The sequence below is a fragment of the Yersinia enterocolitica genome (assembly GCA_002082245.2).
GTDB classification, from domain to species: Bacteria; Pseudomonadota; Gammaproteobacteria; order Enterobacterales; family Enterobacteriaceae; genus Yersinia; species Yersinia enterocolitica_E.
This window is the reverse complement of record NBTC02000002.1, coordinates 3,302,049-3,319,370: the sequence shown is the minus strand read 5'-3', so window position 1 is coordinate 3,319,370 and position 17,322 is coordinate 3,302,049. Positions and strand designations below refer to the sequence as shown.

Sequence of the window (17,322 nt, the reverse complement as noted above, 5' to 3'; positions counted from 1 at the left end):
TGACTCTGCATGTCGCTGATAGTGGTGATATGCAGAGCATTTGACCAGAGACAGAGCACCGGGTGGTGATATAATTCGTATAAATGATTTAGCCTTCCGTATCACCGGAGCCAAGATGACCTGTCAGCAAGATGCCCCTTCACAAGAACAGCAACTCACCTTTGATCCTCGCGGTCATCAACTCACTAATATCAATGTCTGGACCCCTGATAGCCAATGGTTGGCCTATGATGTGCGGCCCAATGGTAGCACTTTTAGTGGCTTAACGATTGAGCGGGTTAATTGTATTACTGGTGATATTGAGGTGATTTATCGCGCTCAGCAGGGGGCGCATGTTGGTGTGGTGACGGTCAGCCCAGACTCACCCGCGCGTTATGTGTTTATCCACGGGCCAGAGCACCCGGATAGCCACTGGCACTATGATTTTCATCATCGGCGCGGTGTGATTGTGTCCGAACCGGATAGAGAGCTGGCGGTAACACTGGATGCGATGGATATCACCCCGCCCTATACCCGTGGGGCATTGCGTGGTGGTAGCCATGTCCATGTTTTCAGCCCAGACGGCAGCCGCCTTAGCTTCACCTATAACGACCATGTATTACATGAATTAGACCCGTTATTGGATTGTCGCAACGTGGGTATTGCACTGCCGCTGCATGGCGTGAATCCACCTAAACAGCATCCTCGTGAATATGATGGCAGCCATTTCTGTGTTTTGGTCAGTCACACCACGCCCATACCACAAGCGGGCAGCGACCAGATAAATCGGGCATACGAGGAGGGGTGGATTGGTACGCAGGGGTATCTTAAAACGGACGGTACCCGTCAGCGTTGGGCATTGGCCTTTATCGGCGACACCCTTTCAGCACAGGGCGAAAAAATCCCAGAAATCTTTATTGCTGATTTGCCCGAACATGACCGAGAGTATGCCCGTGCCGGAACGATGCCACTTGAGGGGACGCAAAGCACGCTACCTGCGCCACCCGCAGGGGTGATTCAGCGGCGGCTAACTTACACCAGCGAGCGGCCTTTCCCTGGTCTTGCTACCAGCCCGCGTCATTGGTTGCGTTCATCGCCGGATGGCAGTGCCATTGCTTGTTTGATGAAAGATGATAGCGGTATCGTACAATTATGGCTGGTTTCCCCCAATGGTGACTCACTACGGCAACTGACATTCAGCGAGGGAGGGATTCAATCAGCATTTAGCTGGCATCCACAGGGCGGTAGTTTGGCTTTTGTCTGTGATAACAGTGTGATGCTCTGTGATAGCACCACCGGTCAACTGCGCCGTTTGACGGCTCGCAGTACGGTTGCGCCACTGGCGGATGCGGTGGTTTTTGCACCAGACGGTAATAAGGTAGCATTTATGCGGGAAATAGATGGGTGGGTGCAAATATTTACTGTGAATGTAAGCTAGGCCCCTTAGCTAATACGGTCAGGGGCTGGAGAGGCCACGAGCTGTGATTACTGTATCGGTGCACTGACAGTTTGTGTCGGTTGCTGATTTTGTGTTTCCGATTGACGGATACGCTCGCGCGGTGAGCTGGCCATTTTGTCTTCATTGTCTGAGCGCAGATAATCGTAGGGTAGGAGCAGGGTATCCATCACCGCAGAGAAGGGCAGATCTACTGCCAACAGGGGCCGTAGCGCCCAGCCGGTATTGTCATCTTTAAGCATCGCCACATTGGCTTCAGTGCCAGAGTAGTAGCCTTGACTGCTGCTGGTATGGGTCATAATGCTTGAGCAGCCACTAACGAACAGCAGAGAACAACCGGTAACAAAAGGGATAACTGTATTTCTCATTGTTGTACTCAGCTCTCATGATACCGTGATTAACTGACACGACACTATGTCAGGTTTTGTCGTAAATTGTTACACCCATTTACAGACACTTCCGATGGTCAAAGATTCAATCTTGTGGACTGATTTAACTTAAGTGTAAGTTATAACAGCTGATTTATCGAATATTAGTTTAATAAACATCCTATTGAGATTTTTCGTGTAAATTTTTTTTGATTTTACTCTTGAAAAAAACAAGACCGATACCATCTTATTATCAGGTCAGAGAGAATACGCCGATAGGGTATTCAGACCATTAGTCTGTCCATAGTGGAAGGCTTAATTAAAAATAGGATAACACCCTTGCTAATATATTTAGGAGGCAGTTTTTATGCGTAATTCCGAGCTTGCTCCATTGTATCGTTCAGCTATCGGTTTCGACCGGTTATTTAATCTATTAGAATCTGGCCAGAACCAAAGTAATGGCGGTTACCCTCCCTATAACGTCGAGTTGGTAGATGAAAACAACTACCGCATTGCTATTGCTGTGGCAGGCTTTGCAGAGCAGGAGTTGGAAATTGTTACTCAGGATAACATATTGATTGTTCGAGGGTCTCATGCTGGTGAGCCTGTAGCTCGCACCTATTTATATCAAGGTATCGCTGAGCGTAACTTCGAGCGGAAATTCCAGTTGGCTGAGCACATTAAAATTAAAGGTGCCAACTTAGTGAATGGCTTACTGTATATCGATCTTGAGCGATTGGTACCAGAAAGTTTAAAACCGCGCCGTATTGAAATTAAGCAATCAGCTTAATATGTTTTTTCAATAATATGGCTAAGTCACATTATTAATAACTGAGCCAAGTCTGCCGTAATCGGGGACTGACCGGCTTTCTATTATCTCGCTTCTTAGAAGGAGTTATATTTATGCGTAATTATGATTTGTCACCTTTACTTCGTCAGTGGATTGGTTTTGATAAACTGGCCAGCTCAATGCAAGGCAGTCAGGATGCCCAAGGGTTCCCGCCATATAACATTGAGAAAACTGATGATAACCACTATCGCATCTCACTGGCATTAGCCGGATTTAAGCAGAGCGAACTGGATATCGAAGTAGAAGGCCCACGCCTGACGGTACGCGGTAAGCCCGCGCCAGTAGAAAAACAGGTTGAATACCTGCATCAAGGCTTGATACGTAAAGAGTTCTCATTGACCTTTACTCTGGCTGAGCATCTGAATGTAGATAATGCTCAGTTTGAAAATGGCCTGCTGCATATTGATCTGCTGCGCCAAGTGCCAGAAGCGCTGCAACCACAGCGTATTACCATCGGCAATGCTGCACCTGCGGAGCGTCAAGTATTAGATAGCCCGGCGGCAACCGAGCAAACTGAACAGCAGTAATTATGATGACCGGTACCTCTGCGTGAGGTGCCGGTATACCCTTCTTACTTAACGCCGCCGCTTTGTTAGCGGCGTTTTCTAACCGAGAGTTTCCCCGCTCTCCGGTGCATTTTGTGGTGTATCACACATTCAACCGTTCCCCCTTCTGACAGAATCCCTACTAATTATATGTCCGTCATTCTTCAAGCTGCATGTACGTTGGCTGCGTTCAATCACCCGAATCACTTACTCATGTAAGCTCATCGGGGTTCTCTCGCTTGCCGCCTTCCTGCAACTCGAATTATTTAGGATATAAGAATTTAAGGCTATGTATGACATTGGTGATATTTCACATGGCCGACCGGTTTTTAAACTTAGGCAAGGAAGTGATTTATGAGTGCTATCGCCCTTACCGTCAGTATGTTGGCGCTGGTCGCTGTATTGGGGTTATGGATCGGTAATTGGAAGGTCTATGGTGTTGGATTAGGTATTGGCGGGGTGCTGTTTGGCGGCATTATTGTGGGCCATTTTGCACAAACCTATGACGTTGTTCTTAATGGGGACATGCTGCACTTCATTCAGGAGTTTGGTCTGATTCTGTTTGTCTACACTATTGGTATTCAAGTCGGACCGGGGTTCTTCTCTTCACTGCGAGTATCGGGGTTACGACTTAACTGCTTTGCCATTCTGATGGTGATTGTCGGTGGGTTAGTGACTGCCATTATTCACAAACTGTTTGCCGTGCCGCTGCCGATTATTTTGGGGATATTTTCGGGGGCGGTGACTAATACACCGGCACTCGGGGCGGCACAGCAGATCCTTACTGATTTGGGGTCACCACCTCAATTGGTTAGCCAAATGGGGATGGGTTATGCCATGGCATACCCATTTGGGATTTGTGGCATTTTGCTGGTGATGTGGCTGATTCGTTTATTCTTTAAAATCAACGTCGATCGTGAGGCCAAAGAGTTTGATAGTAGCCACGGGCAGAATCGTGAATTGTTGCAAACCATGAACGTTGCGGTGCGCAACCCTAATCTGAATGGTTTGTCAGTACAGGATGTGCCGTTGCTCAATAGTGATGAGGTGGTCTGTTCCCGATTGAAACGTGGTGATTTGCTGATGGTACCGTTGCCCGCCACGGTGATTGAACTGGGGGACTATTTGCATTTGGTTGGTCAGCGTGAAGCTTTAGAAAAAGTGCGGCTGGTGGTGGGGGAAGAGGTGGACGTTACGCTTTCCACTGCGGGGACGGCGTTGCAAACCGCTCGGGTGGTAGTAACCAATGAAGCGGTATTGGGTAAGAAAATCCGTGACCTCAATCTGAAGCAGAAGTATGACGTGGCTATTACGCGCCTTAATCGTGCGGGTATCGAACTGGTGGCCAGTAACAGTGCCAGTCTGCAATTCGGTGACATTCTTAATTTAGTGGGTCGCCCAGAAGCGATTGAGGCGGTATCCGCTGTCGTGGGTAACGCGCAACAGAAGTTGCAACAAGTGCAGATGTTACCGGTATTTATCGGTGTCGGTCTGGGGGTATTGCTGGGGTCGATACCGCTGTTCATTCCTGGGTTCCCGGCAGCATTACGGCTCGGGCTGGCGGGTGGGCCACTGGTGGTGGCGTTGATTCTTGGGCGTATTGGTAGCATCGGTAAGTTGTATTGGTTTATGCCACCGAGTGCCAACCTGGCTTTGCGTGAACTGGGGATTGTGCTGTTCTTGTCAGTGGTCGGGCTGAAGTCCGGCGGTGATTTTATTAATACGCTGGTTAATGGTGATGGGCTGGCATGGATTGGTTATGGCGCGATGATTACCGGCATCCCGTTGCTGACTGTGGGGATTCTGGCACGCATGTTAGCTAAGATGAACTATCTGACGCTGTGCGGCATGTTAGCCGGGTCAATGACCGATCCTCCGGCGTTGGCATTTGCTAATGGCCTGCACCCAACCAGCGGTGCGGCAGCGCTCTCTTATGCCACGGTTTACCCACTGGCGATGTTCTTACGAATAATGTCGCCGCAGATACTCGCCGTGCTGTTCTGGACATTGTAATGGATAGCCGATTATCCTGCGTATAGGGTGTTAATACAGTGAGAACAGGCAGATCGTAAAGACGCCGTCAATCCATCCCGGGAGGCTCGAGCCGCGCCATCCCTGGCGCGGACGCTTTACTCTTCTGCCTATCCTCACCGTATAAAGACTAAGGTGATATTTTCCAAAGGAATAGCAAGTTACGCAATTTGCTGCTTAATAATCACTTCGCTTCTTGAAATGCCAGCTCAATCTCTTCGGCCAGAATTGCGACACCCTTTTCGATCTGCTCAGGCGCGGGCACATAGTTCATCCGCATGCATTGATGGGTGTGCGGCCAGTCATGTTCCAGACCTGGGAAGAAATAGTGGCCCGGTACCATTAGCACGCCACGTTTTTTCAGGCGCTGATAAAGTAGTTCGGTGCTGATCGGCAGCTCTTTAAACCATAACCAGAGGAAAATGGCACCTTCGGGTTTGTGGATCAGGCAGCGTTCGGGCGGCAGGTATTTACGCAGGATAGCGATAGTTTGCTGCACCCGTTCAAAGTAAAATGGCCGGATCACCTCATTGGATAAGCGCAACAAATCACCACGCTCAATCATTTCGGCAGCGATCGCAGGCCCCATACTGCCGGGCGATAAGCTGATAATGCCATTCATATTGGTGATGGCCGAAATCACTTTCTCATCGGCAATCACAATACCGCAGCGGGAACCTGGTAAGCCCAGCTTCGACAGGCTCATGCACAGGATGATATTCGGATTCCACAATGGCGTAGCATCAGTAAAGATGATACCGGGGAAGGGCACACCATAGGCGTTATCAATCAATAGCGGAATATCACGTTGCTGAGCTATTGCATCAAGGCGAATCAGCTCTTCATCGGTAATCACATTACCGGTAGGATTGGTTGGCCGCGATACACATATCAGGCCAATATCATCGGTAATATTGAGGTGATCGAAATCGACGTGATATTTGAATTGGCCTTCTGGCAGCAGCTCAATATTCGGCTTGGCAGACACGAACAGGTCTTCATCCAAACCTGCATCGGCATAGCCTAGATACTCCGGTGCCAGTGGGAACAGCACTCGACGGCGGCTGCCATCAGCATAGCGACCAGCGAATAAATTAAATAAGTAGAAAAATGCGCTCTGACTGCCATTTGTCAGTGCAATATTCTGTGGCTCAATTTGCCAGCCCAACTCCTCGCGCAGCATTTTTGCCAGCGCTTTCAGCAGCAAGTCTTTGCCTTGTGGCCCGTCGTAATTACACAGCGCCTCAGTCAATTGCCCGCGCTCCAGCATCTCCTGACACAGTTGTTGGAAGTAGGCATCCATCTCTGGAATATGTGCCGGATTACCGCCGCCAAGCATGATAGAACCTGGGGTTCTAAGGCCGTCGTTGAGGTCATCCATCAGTCTGGTAATACCCGCGTAGCGGGTAAATTTATCGCCGAAAAGTGAAAACTTCATAAATGAAAATTTATTGTTATCCGTAAGTGAACAAGTACCATACGCGTAGATAAAAGTGGGTGCAATGCGGAAAGATTTCTTCCTGCCGATGGAAAGTGTCGGCAGGGAGTGTTTTTGCGGGATAATATTCTTATTTACTCTTTCTTGTCTCCGACCCAAACCACCAGCACATTATCCCCCTGATACTGGCGACTAAAAGCATAATAATCATCAGTTTGTTGGGATTGTTGTACTCCGGCACCAATCGCCGGATGGCGAGCGCGGAACTGACTGACTTTTTGCCAGTGTGTCAGCAGCGCACCTTTGGCACCGGTGAGTTCATTCCAGTTCATATCTGATCGGGTGCCCTGCAACGGATCTGAACCCGTTGGGCCGAATTGCCGCCCACTTTCATCGCCATAGAAGATTTGCACCGCACCTGGAGCCAGCAGCAGCAGTGAGCCCGCCCGTTGCTGTTTCAGTAATGACTGCTGGGCATCATCTTTGAAGAATAATCGGGTATCGTGTGATGACAGGTAACTCAATACATTGAAAGCTTGCAGTTTTTCAGCCATTTGCTGATAGGTGCTATCAATAGAAGAGAAGCACGCTAGCGCTTGTTTTGCTTGATCCTGAAAATCAAAGTTAATCATCGCATCGAAGCCGTTTTGGTAGTAATCGCTCTTCATCACACCGTGGCCCCACGCCTCTCCGGCCATCCAGAACGGTAAGTTATCCAGTGCTTGAGAGGGATGGGCCGCTTTCCATTCAGCCAATGCGGCAGTGGTTTGTTGTTTAAGCTGTTGCCATGCCGGCTTCTCCACATGCTTGGCAGTATCAACCCGAAAACCGTCGATACCGTAATCGCGTACCCATTGGCTTAACCAATGAGTTAGGTAATCACGCGGCGTGGCTCCAGCAATTTCCCGCGCTGCGGTATCACGTTTATGCCGATAAAACACCGGTAAGCCGCTGGGGTGAGTCGATTCTGTTTTGATGTCCGGTAAGAAAGCTAATGACATGGTTAGGTCGTCATAACCCGGTGAGTCGTAATCGCCAATATCGGTGCGGATCCACTGCTTACCCCACCAGTTGTCCCAACTGGCTTTATCACCGAAGTTGATGTAATCATTAAAACTATGCCAAGTTTGCCCTTTGCCGGGCGTCCAGTCGGTCCATTTTTTACCCAGTGTTTTTTCCAGTTGGTCGCCTGGCAAATAGAGTGCCCCGAACTGGTAACTTTGCATATCCGCTAAAGTGGCGTATCCCACATGATTCATCACCACATCAAATAGAACACGAATACCACGTTTATGGGCCTGTTCAACCAGTTTATGTAAATCCTGTTCGGTCCCCATATTGGCATCCAGACGGGTCCAATCCAGCCCGTAATAGCCATGATAGGCATAATGCGGGAAGTCGCCTTTAGTACCGCCCCCGACCCAACCGTGAATCTGCTCCAGTGGCGAACTTATCCACAAGGCATTAACGCCAAGTTGTTGCAGATAATCAAGTTTCTCGGTTAAACCCGCCAGGTCGCCACCGTGGAATGTGCCAATTTCCTGCATACCATCGCCATGGCGGCCGTAGCTGTGGTCATTGGCGGGATTGCCATTTTTAAAACGATCCGTCAGCGCAAAATAAACAGTCGCATTTTGCCAGCTAAATGGCGCGGCATGTTGAGTTTGGGCTGATTCCAGTAGTAATAAACCACCGCTTTCGGGGGCCGGTTGTAGCGTGATTTTCCCCAGCGAGACTGTTGCCGTTTGGCCGGAATAGAAATCCCGTATCGTTTCGCCTTCAGCAAAGGTTTTGCTCACATCTACGGTAACAGGCAAGCCATTCCAGCGCTGGCAACTGTGGGTTACGACTTTTGCCACTTCCGCCACAGGTTCTGTGAGGCTTAAAGTGAGTGTCGGCGTCCCGCTGCGGATATCAATGCGCGCCTGATACTGGCCATCACGGAACAATCGCCACTGGATATCGGCTTGATTCTGACAGGGTTGCAGCGAAAACGTCTGGTTCAACTTCACCGGCCCGGTGGGCTGCCAGCACTGTTTATTCTGATAAAACTTGAGCGGATATTCCCCTTTAGTCAGAGTGCTATTACTGACAAAAATACCACTGTCCTGCTCGGTGAATACCGGGAAATGCTGGAGTGACCAGTTAGCCATCGCTGCCGGTGAGAGTAGTAGCAGCAAGGATATTTTGAGATGTTTCATGGCACATCTTCCTATTTTGGGCGCGAGGTTTATTCGGATTGAGGCTGGTTTAGTGTGCCGTTTGGTGAGGAAATAGCCTCATCCCTGAGTGGATTTTATGGGGAGGAGACGTGCGGAGGAGTGGGAATTGGCCTGCTAGCAGGCCAATGGGCGTGGTTAGGCTTTCTGCAAAACCTGCGGATTCACGCAGTTTTCCGTCACGGTACCGGTTAGCGCGGCGATCAGGTTATCCACTGCACAGGCAGCCATGTTGTAACGGGTCTCGGTGGTGGCGGAACCAATATGTGGCACGGCAACGACATTGCGCAGTGAGAGTAAGGGCGAATCTATCGGTAGCGGCTCTTGTTCAAACACATCCAACCCAGCGCCATGAATCGTGCCATCTTGTAGCGCGGCAATCAGCGCTGGCTCATCGACAACCGGCCCACGGCCCGCATTAATCAGAATTGCGCTGGATTTCATTTTAGCCAGTTGGTCACGGCCAATCATATGGTAGGTCTGCTCGGTCATCGGCAGCGTAATACAGAGAAAATCAACTTCAGCCAATAAGGTATCGAGAGAACAGCGACGGGCATTAAAGCGTTTTTCGGCTTCTTCATGTGGGCGGCGGCTGGTATACAACACCGGCATACTGAAACCGAAATGTGCCCGCTGGGCCAGTGCCATCCCAATGCGACCCATACCGAGAATGCCGATAGTTTTGTGATGGATATCAACACCATACCAATCATCGCCAATGCTACCTTGCCATTCACCGGCTTTCACCCGTTCAGCCAATTCAACCACTCGACGGGCGCAAGACAGCACCAAGGCCATCATGGTGTCGGCGACGGTTTCTGTCAGCACCGTTGGTGTGTGCATCAAGGCCACACCACGCTGGCTCAGGGCATCAACATCAAAGTTGTCATAACCGACAGAAATGGTTGAGGCAGCGCGCAAACGCGGTGCTAATTGTAGAAAGTCCTGATCGATTTTACCGCCGGAACCGATAAGCCCCTGTGCCTGTTGCAACGCAGACAATAGCTCTGGCTGATTATCAGGCGCTAAGCCATCAAAACTGTTTACGGTAAAATGTTGGGCTAAACGCTGATGCAGATCGCTGGGAATACTTTTGTACAGCACAATAGAAGGCTTCATCGCAAACTCCAATGACGTTACCCTTCATACTTGAAGTCGTAGGGGGTTAGCTTCATTCACTAATCCGAATCACTTGACTGTGTAAGTTCATCGGGGTTTGCATCACTTGATGCCTGCCCGCAACCTCAATTACTTTGGGTGGGTGAAATTTAAAGCCAGCATACCAGTGATCACTATTGTGGGATCAAGCGCTAATCACCTTCGTCATGTTACAACGCATGAAAACCAACCTGCGTTGGCAGGTCGGTGACGTCGAATTATTGTGCTTCGCTGCGGGCGGTATTTTTAGCCGTCAGGGTATGCGAACTGATGGCAGCGCAACGTAGTGCGGTAATAATCGCCAATGCGGGTGCGATGGCAAACAGAATAAACAGCCAATGGGCGGTATTTTCTGCCCCCGCTACTCCCCCTGGGGAATTAAGGCCAGAGAGGTTGGCTACCATGCCAGCCATCGCCGCACCGAGTGCGGTGGCAAACATCTGAACTGTGGTAATCGAGGCTCCGGCAATGTCTTTATCTTCTTCAGCAGCCACTTGCAGAATACGGGTCAGCAAATGTGGCCAGCCAAAACCGATACCAAAACCGACCAGTGTTAATGCAATAGCGATCGGCACCATATGTTGCCAACCACCGAGTGAACCGGCTGGCATCAAGATAGACAGTGCCACTAACCCCACTAGCACAATAATTGGGCCGCTGATAATCGCCCAGCGGACGCCTGATTTCTTCCAACCCGCGCTCATTACTTCAGAAAGGGTCCAGCCAGCCGCCATGGTGGCTGCAATATAACCTGAAATCAACGGTGACTGACCATGGAGGATTTGCAGGAAGTAAGGGACGAATATCTCACAGGTAATGCCGATCGCTAGCAGAGAAATGGTGATATAGAGTGCTGCCAGCGGTGAGTTAAGGCGCAATGCATCTTTTGGCAGTAGCCGAGAGGTGGCACGTGACTCGATGCGCAGTAACAACAGCAACAGTAAGATGGCAAACACCATACCCACCATGTTTATTAGGCCGCTACTGGCAATACTGCTGGCAGAAATAGTCAAAACAATCGCGGTTAATAACATCAATTGCGTGACGGGTAATGCCGACGCTGTCGTGGTATTGGATCGGCCCGCTGGCAGGATTCGCCAGGTAAAAATGGCATAAATAAGGGTGATGGGGAGTAGCGTCCAAAACGCAAAACGCCAGGCATTCATTTCAGCAAAGATGCCACCAATCGCAGGGCCAACCAGGGTAGCAACACCCCACATACCTGAAATCAGCGCCATTGCCCGCGGCCATAACGATTGTGGAAATACCAGATTAATCATGGCGTAAGAAAGGGCAAACAGGAAACCACCCCCTAAGCCTTGCACAGTGCGGCCCAGCAGCATCAGTGGCATATTCGGTGCCATGGCACATAACGCACTGCCGAGCATAAAGATTAGCGAGGCAAACAGGTATGCGCTACGTGGCCCGTAGCCACTGAGTAAGCGCGCAGAAAGGGCAGAGCCGAGGATCGAGGCGGTAACGAATAGCGTGGTATTCCAGGCGTACAAGCTCAGGCCGTCAATATCCAGCACCACGGACGGTAAAATGGTGGTGGCGATGTAGATATTGATGGCATGTAACACCACACCACCTGACAGGGCTATGGCAAAGGCCGCATTTTTACCGGAGAACAGGTCACTCCAACGGCTTGCATCATTTATTATCACGTTTCTATCCTGCCAGAAATCTGGTTGTTGAGTTGAGTTGATTTGGTGGTTACGATAAAATTAAACAAGTAAATTCTTGGAATAACTTAGGGCAGTTACTAATAATAAGTCAAGCATGCGCTTGGAAAATGTTATGCTGGCATTGATTGATCAAAAATAAAAAACCTAGCAATGATACCGGGGAAGATATGAATATCGACCATACCACCAGTCAGCCACAATCGGTGGCGAAACGCCTACTGATGCTGCTTAAAACTCGTGGTCCGATGCAAGCGAGTGATGCCGGGATGATTTTAGGCACGACAGGTGAAGCGGCCCGGCAGCAATTCGTCAAATTGGCTAAGGAGGGGTTGGTGGTCTCCGAGGCGCAAACGCGCGGTGTGGGTCGGCCGATTCAATTATGGCAGCTAACCGAGGTGGGTAACGCGCAGTTCCCTGATACGCACAGCGAACTGACGGTACAACTCTTAGGTTTAATCCGTTCTCAATTGGGTGACAGCGCCCTTGAGTTGCTGATTGATAGCCGCGAACAGGAAACCCGCACTCAATATTGTCAGGCGATGGTGGGGGCAAATAGTGTGACCGAGCGGGTTGAGCGGCTGGTGGCCATCCGCAGCCGTGAAGGTTATATGGCACAAATGCAGCAGGAGGCTGATGGGTCACTCTTGTTGATCGAAAATCACTGCCCGATCTGTGCCGCAGCGGCCAGTTGCCAGGGTTTTTGTCGGGCGGAGTTAGCCGTGTTCCAGCAGGTGTTAGGGGTAGCGGTTGAGCGTGTTGAGCATATTCTATCCGGCTCGCGCCGTTGTACTTATCGCATTAGATTGGCGTCATTATGATGACCGATTGGCTGCTGTAATGAAAATGCGGATAAAGCCTGAGGCACTATCCGCAGAGAAAGTATTAAGAATCACAGCGGGCTTAAGGTGATTTCAACCCGGCGGTTTTGTGCTTTACCGGCGGCGGTGCTGTTGCTTGCGACCGGATTGTCCGGGCCTGCACCACTGGTGCGAATACGATTAGCGGCCACGCCCTGCACGATGAGTGCGCTACCCACGCTGTCGGCGCGTTGTTGTGAAAGGGTCATGTTATGAGCTCTGGCACCGGAGCTGTCGGTATAACCCGTCACATTGACGGCGGTTTTATCATACTCTTTCAATACCATCGCCACGCCGGTTAAGGTGTTGGCACCCGCGGGTTTCAGATTGCTGCTGTCAGTATCAAATGTGACATTATTTGGCATATTCAACACGATATTATCGCCCTGACGGGTGACACTAACACCGGTACCGTTCATTTTTTCACGCAGTTTGGCTTCCTGCACATCCATGTAATAACCGGCACCACCACCCAACGCGGCACCTGCTGCTGCGCCAATTAACGCCCCTTTGCCCCGATCGTGTTTCGATGATGACAACATACCAATGCCAGCCCCTAATGCCGCACCAATACCAGCACCGTAACCGGATTTTCCGGCTTGAGACTCGCCAGTATAAGGATTGGTAGTACAAGCGGAAAGCGTAAGCGCCACAGCAACGGCGGCCACCGTGGCCAGAATGCGTTTTTTCATTGAATTTCCCTTAAATGGCACTCTATTTTGGCGAAAAGATAGATAACGTCGCCCAATAGCAGATTAAAAAATCAGTAACCAGCATTAAGTCCTGTTGCTGGTTTTTATCTGCCATCGTTATCCGGTAAAAAGGGGGGGAATACCATTGAGAAAACTCTCATAGTGCTGTGGCGTTAGTCTAAATGCTGTGTTTGTCGGCAGAAAAAGCACAGAAAAGCGCTTTACTCGCTGCCGGGTATTTCAGGAAACCGTAAAAGTGTTAACTATCAAAACTCATCATGCTGGAAGCTGAGTTTTGTGGCTACTCGCGCAGCGGGCTGACTCGGGGTGCGAAAACGTAAAACTTTTACCCCATGTTGTTGTAGATAACGTGCCAGCCCGTGCAGTGCGGCGCTACCGGCCCCGCGAACACTTCCTTCATCATCAGGCAGCAGCACATAGTTGGGATCAGTCACAAAAAATTCGATGTAGTAGTTCTCGTGACTATTTTCAAAAGTCTCATCTCTGCGGGCTGCCAGAATGTTGACAATATCTCCTTGCAGCCGTATCGCCACGTACACATAGTTATTTTCGAAAGAGATCAATTCGCTATACAGGACGAAGTTGTTTATCCGCCCGGCTTCGATAGTGCGGTTATGTTCCGACCAGGGTTCGCTAGTTATGTGGTAATAGATGGGCGCCTCGTTATAAATGTCTGACCATGCGCCTACCGCCGCTAAGGCATCATCCATAAAGGCGGCATCGATATCTGGCCGTATCGGAATGGTGGTATCAAAAATATCGACATCAAAATATAAATCGGGGTGGGTGACCCACTGATCATTCTCAAGCACTCGTACGGTAGGCGGATCGGTGGGGTAATGATAAGAGGCTAAAGAGAGTGAATAGGTGCCTAATGGCAAGCGCTGTGCACCAGAGGGAGGGGCAGTAGCGGTAGGGTTATGTAGCAAATAACGTGCGTAATTTAATCTCGTATAATCAAAAGCCTGAGATAGTTGGCGGATGGTTTCATCTATTCCGAATTGACGAACAACTAACTGGACCTCATTCACCAGGCGACTTTCTGCTGCCGGATCACTGGCCGCATAGCCCGTGGTATCATTAGTATGGATTTGCATTAATACCCGGCGTAGAACATCCAGAGTCCAGTCGCGCAGTGAATCACCGAATAACAGCGTGAAATCGGCTAATACTCTTGCTACCCACAGTTGGCAGTTTAAATTTACGTCTCGGGGATAGCGCTCGGCGAGGATATTATCTATCGAGGTTTTACAAAATTGCGCCGCGGCGGGGAGTGTAAGAGCCTGATTATGTAGTTGGGTGTCGAGCTTGGTTAACATCAGTCCAGCGCTGTCACTATTTTCTGGGCGTTGTGGCTGTGGCTCAAGTAAGGGTGGCTTGGTGGTAATCACAACCGATTTATCTTTGTTATCATCAGAAAACCAATGTTTTACTTTACCCCACAGCGTATCGCCCTGATTGCAGCGGCTGTGAGTGACGTAATTATAAATCGCCAGCGCGGGAATAAAGGTACAACCCAATGTTCCGGCGGTATCCCGTTCGCTTCTGTGGTGCACAGGCTGAATATCTTCAGTGCTGGCAACCATCACTATTTGGTCGATGATCAGTGGCTGGCTGGCATTGTTATTAATGGTTAACCTTGCATCAAACTGGGAATTATTGAATGGGAAGGTGCCAAGTTCAATGGTGGGCGATAAGGCAATTTGTTCGGTTCCACGACTTTCCATATAATCTATCGCAATCCTGTTACTGTTCAAATGGAATGTCAGGGATAAACGATTGGCATCTGGGTGGAGATGGAAAACCAATGGTTCGTCACCAACCTGGCCAAAAATGGAAAGTTCTCTGTTAGATAACCATATGACTGGGGCTTGTGGTAAACCCACCATAAAGTCACTGGTATTATTAATATCGAAACTTAATAAAACCTGTTTGTTAGGGTGATTTATATTGTTCCAGTATGAGGCGAAAATTTTGGATAAAGGAAATTGCATTCGCTTTAAAATGATACAACGTTCACTACAGACTTTAAGGGGAGAATTAGCAACTATAACGCTGCTGATTTGATTATCCATATCCAAAGCAGCTAAATCACGCTGCCCGATTGACTCGGCTAAATTAAAGTAAGGCATATTGTAACTATCATTTTTATAGATGGTGGCGAACATGCCATTTGGAATGGAGATTGAGGATATACTGTCATTTCTAATAACCTCATCATCTTGATCGATAAAATCGATTCCTTGCTTATGAGATAAGCACATCGATTCTCCCTGAAAATCATCTTCATTATATAAACAAACCTTTGTGTTGTTTATTTGAGGGATATATCTGTTATTAGGTGATAAATGATTATGCTTAATGCAGTCGCGGTCCATTTCATGAGACATGGTCATCGGCGATAATATTATTAATGAAAGCAACATAAATTTATTAGTTATGACTTTTAATTTCATGGTTTTACCTCTATTCGTTTTCTCCGAAAAGTGGAAGGGGGGGAATATCAAAACTCATCATGTTTGAAGCCTAGTTTCATTTTTACTCGGGCAGAGGGTTGTGAAATAACGGTAGAACGTAGTGTTTTCACCCCCTTTTCTTTCAGATAACGAGCCAATTCATACACTGCTGCGGTACCTGCCCCGCGAATATTTCCCTCTGCATCTGGCGTTAGCACATTGCGCGGTGCGCTCACCGAAACATCGATATAGAACTCATCGTTAGCGTTCCCCTTCGCGGCCCCCAGCACGCTAACAATCTCGCCCTCAAGCCGCACCACCACAAACAGATAGTCATTACTGGTGTTTTCCAACTCGAGCAACAGCGAGGTACTGGTGGTGCGTGCGGCACTGATGGTGCGATCAAGGTCAGTTAGAGGATTGTCTTGCTGGTCAGTTTCTAATGGTGTGAAAAGATAAGTATTAAACCAATGGTCCATCACTGTGTGCGCACGAGTAATCGTTGATCTATCTGTGGTGCTGGCATCAATGATCTCCACCTCAAAATGTAAGTCGGGTCTGGTCACCCATGCATTACGCTGACGAATGCGGACGGTAGGTGGCTCGGCGGGATAGTGATAAGACTCCAGCGAAAGTGAATATTCCCCTAACGGAAGACTTTGTGCAGCGGCAGGTGATTGTGTGGCGTTGGGATTATGTTCGACATAATTGGCATAATTTAATTGGGCATAGCGAAATGCGCGGGTGATCTGCCGGATGGTTTCAGCCAAGCCCAATTGTTGGATAATCGCACGGACACCACTGACCAGATGACCCTCAGTGGCCTGATCGTTACCTGCATAGCCCGTCGTATATTGTTCATCAATCCGCGTGACGACATCCTGTAGTTGCTCTGGTGTCCAGTCCCGCACAGAATGACCGAATAACAGGGTAAAATCTGCCAAGACTTTTGATACCCAATGAGGGCAGTTTTCATCTGGGCTGCGGGGATAGCGCGCGGCGAGGAGATTCTCTAGCGAGGTTTTACAAAATCTTGCGCTGGCCGGTAATGTCAGGGCTTGATGATGTAATTGCGTATGAACTTTACTTAATATAAATGCGAGCGGGCTGGCTTGGTTATTGTTGTTTTCGCGGCGGGAGGATTGTGGCTCAAGTAAAGGAGTGTTGCCGGTAATCAAGACTACCTTGTCTTGATTATCATCGGAAAACCAATGTGATATCTGACGCCATAATTTATCCGCCTGATCACAATGGCTATGGGTAACATAATTATAAATCGCCAATGCGGGGATGAAGGTGCAGCCTAGCGTGCCTGCGGCATCCCGTACCTTTCTACTGCATCCACTATATTCAATGTTATCCGTTACGGCAGTATCAACTTGATATTTATCTTCAGAATATAAACAAACTTCTTTGATTTTAATGCCATCGGCAATGGCTAATTGGGAGGATGTTATTAAGAAAATTAAGGCTAATTGGATATTTAGCAATGTCCCTATCATATTAAATCCCTCACTTAATTCCCACAGGAAAATAGGCTCAGGAATAGAGTAATGCAATTATG

13 protein-coding genes and 1 pseudogene are annotated in these 17,322 nt (G+C 48.9%); 6 read left to right on the top strand and 8 right to left on the bottom strand.

Annotation, left to right across the window (positions count from 1 at the left end; genetic code table 11):
* The first annotated feature begins 115 nt into the window (after positions 1-115).
* A complete protein-coding gene (locus tag A6J66_016640) occupies positions 116-1,417 on the top strand; it encodes a DUF3748 domain-containing protein (GenBank protein PNM25661.1) in 1,302 nt (433 codons plus the stop codon).
* 47 nt (positions 1,418-1,464) lie between these two features.
* On the opposite strand, the gene A6J66_016635 is transcribed toward A6J66_016640, so the two are convergent.
* A complete protein-coding gene (locus A6J66_016635) occupies positions 1,465-1,803 on the bottom strand; it encodes a YceK/YidQ family lipoprotein (GenBank protein PNM25660.1) in 339 nt (112 codons plus the stop codon).
* A 367-nt stretch (positions 1,804-2,170) separates the two neighbouring features.
* Here A6J66_016635 and A6J66_016630 point away from each other — a divergent pair, with 367 nt between their 5' ends.
* From A6J66_016630 to A6J66_016615, 4 genes and pseudogenes are all read left to right on the top strand, one after another.
* The gene (locus A6J66_016630) at positions 2,171-2,593 is read left to right on the top strand and encodes a heat shock protein IbpA (GenBank protein PNM25659.1); all 423 of its coding nucleotides are present in this window, start codon (positions 2,171-2,173) and stop codon (positions 2,591-2,593) included.
* Positions 2,594-2,706: 113 nt separating this feature from the next.
* A complete protein-coding gene (locus A6J66_016625) occupies positions 2,707-3,180 on the top strand; it encodes a heat shock chaperone IbpB (protein PNM25658.1) in 474 nt (157 codons plus the stop codon).
* A gap of 191 nt (positions 3,181-3,371) precedes the next feature.
* Positions 3,372-3,473: pseudogene (locus A6J66_016620) on the top strand (type I methionyl aminopeptidase).
* 79 nt (positions 3,474-3,552) lie between these two features.
* On the top strand, positions 3,553-5,211 hold the full coding sequence (locus A6J66_016615) for a putative transporter (protein ID PNM25657.1): 1,659 nt from the start codon (positions 3,553-3,555) through the stop codon (positions 5,209-5,211).
* Positions 5,212-5,413: 202 nt separating this feature from the next.
* Here the strand turns inward: A6J66_016615 and A6J66_016610 are convergent, their stop codons facing one another.
* The 4 genes from A6J66_016610 to A6J66_016595 all read right to left on the bottom strand — a co-directional run bounded on the left by A6J66_016610 (position 5,414) and on the right by A6J66_016595 (position 11,711).
* Positions 5,414-6,667 carry a valine--pyruvate transaminase gene (locus A6J66_016610; protein ID PNM25656.1) on the bottom strand — a complete coding sequence of 418 codons (1,254 nt, stop codon included), beginning with the start codon at positions 6,665-6,667 and terminating at the stop codon, positions 5,414-5,416.
* 134 nt (positions 6,668-6,801) lie between these two features.
* Complete coding sequence (locus A6J66_016605) at positions 6,802-8,868, bottom strand: alpha-amylase (GenBank protein PNM25655.1); 2,067 nt, start codon at positions 8,866-8,868, stop codon at positions 6,802-6,804.
* Positions 8,869-9,024: 156 nt separating this feature from the next.
* Positions 9,025-10,005, bottom strand: coding sequence for a glyoxylate/hydroxypyruvate reductase GhrB (locus A6J66_016600; GenBank protein PNM25654.1), 981 nt, complete (start codon positions 10,003-10,005; stop codon positions 9,025-9,027).
* A gap of 257 nt (positions 10,006-10,262) precedes the next feature.
* On the bottom strand, positions 10,263-11,711 hold the full coding sequence (locus tag A6J66_016595; GenBank protein PNM25653.1) for an MFS transporter: 1,449 nt from the start codon (positions 11,709-11,711) through the stop codon (positions 10,263-10,265).
* Positions 11,712-11,899: 188 nt separating this feature from the next.
* Here A6J66_016595 and A6J66_016590 point away from each other — a divergent pair, with 188 nt between their 5' ends.
* Entirely contained in the window at positions 11,900-12,550 is a 651-nt protein-coding gene (locus A6J66_016590) for a transcriptional regulator (protein ID PNM25652.1), read from the top strand.
* Positions 12,551-12,621: 71 nt separating this feature from the next.
* Here the strand turns inward: A6J66_016590 and A6J66_016585 are convergent, their stop codons facing one another.
* The 3 genes from A6J66_016585 to A6J66_016575 all read right to left on the bottom strand — a co-directional run bounded on the left by A6J66_016585 (position 12,622) and on the right by A6J66_016575 (position 17,260).
* Complete coding sequence (locus A6J66_016585; protein ID PNM25651.1) at positions 12,622-13,281, bottom strand: OmpA family lipoprotein; 660 nt, start codon at positions 13,279-13,281, stop codon at positions 12,622-12,624.
* 266 nt (positions 13,282-13,547) lie between these two features.
* On the bottom strand, positions 13,548-15,758 hold the full coding sequence (locus tag A6J66_016580) for a hypothetical protein (protein ID PNM25650.1): 2,211 nt from the start codon (positions 15,756-15,758) through the stop codon (positions 13,548-13,550).
* A 47-nt stretch (positions 15,759-15,805) separates the two neighbouring features.
* Positions 15,806-17,260 carry an N-acetyltransferase gene (locus tag A6J66_016575; GenBank protein PNM25649.1) on the bottom strand — a complete coding sequence of 485 codons (1,455 nt, stop codon included), beginning with the start codon at positions 17,258-17,260 and terminating at the stop codon, positions 15,806-15,808.
* Between the last annotated feature and the right edge of the window lie 62 nt (positions 17,261-17,322).

What these genes read in the sequence shown, in the direction of transcription:
- A6J66_016615 (PNM25657.1), top strand. Translation starts at nt 3,553, where the DNA reads ATGAGTGCTATCGCCCTTACCGTCAGTATGTTGGCGCTGGTCGCTGTA.
- A6J66_016600 (PNM25654.1), bottom strand. Translation starts at nt 10,005, where the DNA reads ATGAAGCCTTCTATTGTGCTGTACAAAAGTATTCCCAGCGATCTGCAT.
- A6J66_016605 (PNM25655.1), bottom strand. Translation starts at nt 8,868, where the DNA reads ATGAAACATCTCAAAATATCCTTGCTGCTACTACTCTCACCGGCAGCG.
- A6J66_016630 (PNM25659.1), top strand. Translation starts at nt 2,171, where the DNA reads ATGCGTAATTCCGAGCTTGCTCCATTGTATCGTTCAGCTATCGGTTTC.
- A6J66_016635 (PNM25660.1), bottom strand. Translation starts at nt 1,803, where the DNA reads ATGAGAAATACAGTTATCCCTTTTGTTACCGGTTGTTCTCTGCTGTTC.
- A6J66_016625 (PNM25658.1), top strand. Translation starts at nt 2,707, where the DNA reads ATGCGTAATTATGATTTGTCACCTTTACTTCGTCAGTGGATTGGTTTT.
- A6J66_016585 (PNM25651.1), bottom strand. Translation starts at nt 13,281, where the DNA reads ATGAAAAAACGCATTCTGGCCACGGTGGCCGCCGTTGCTGTGGCGCTT.
- A6J66_016580 (PNM25650.1), bottom strand. Translation starts at nt 15,758, where the DNA reads ATGAAATTAAAAGTCATAACTAATAAATTTATGTTGCTTTCATTAATA.
- A6J66_016590 (PNM25652.1), top strand. Translation starts at nt 11,900, where the DNA reads ATGAATATCGACCATACCACCAGTCAGCCACAATCGGTGGCGAAACGC.
- A6J66_016575 (PNM25649.1), bottom strand. Translation starts at nt 17,260, where the DNA reads ATGATAGGGACATTGCTAAATATCCAATTAGCCTTAATTTTCTTAATA.
- A6J66_016610 (PNM25656.1), bottom strand. Translation starts at nt 6,667, where the DNA reads ATGAAGTTTTCACTTTTCGGCGATAAATTTACCCGCTACGCGGGTATT.
- A6J66_016640 (PNM25661.1), top strand. Translation starts at nt 116, where the DNA reads ATGACCTGTCAGCAAGATGCCCCTTCACAAGAACAGCAACTCACCTTT.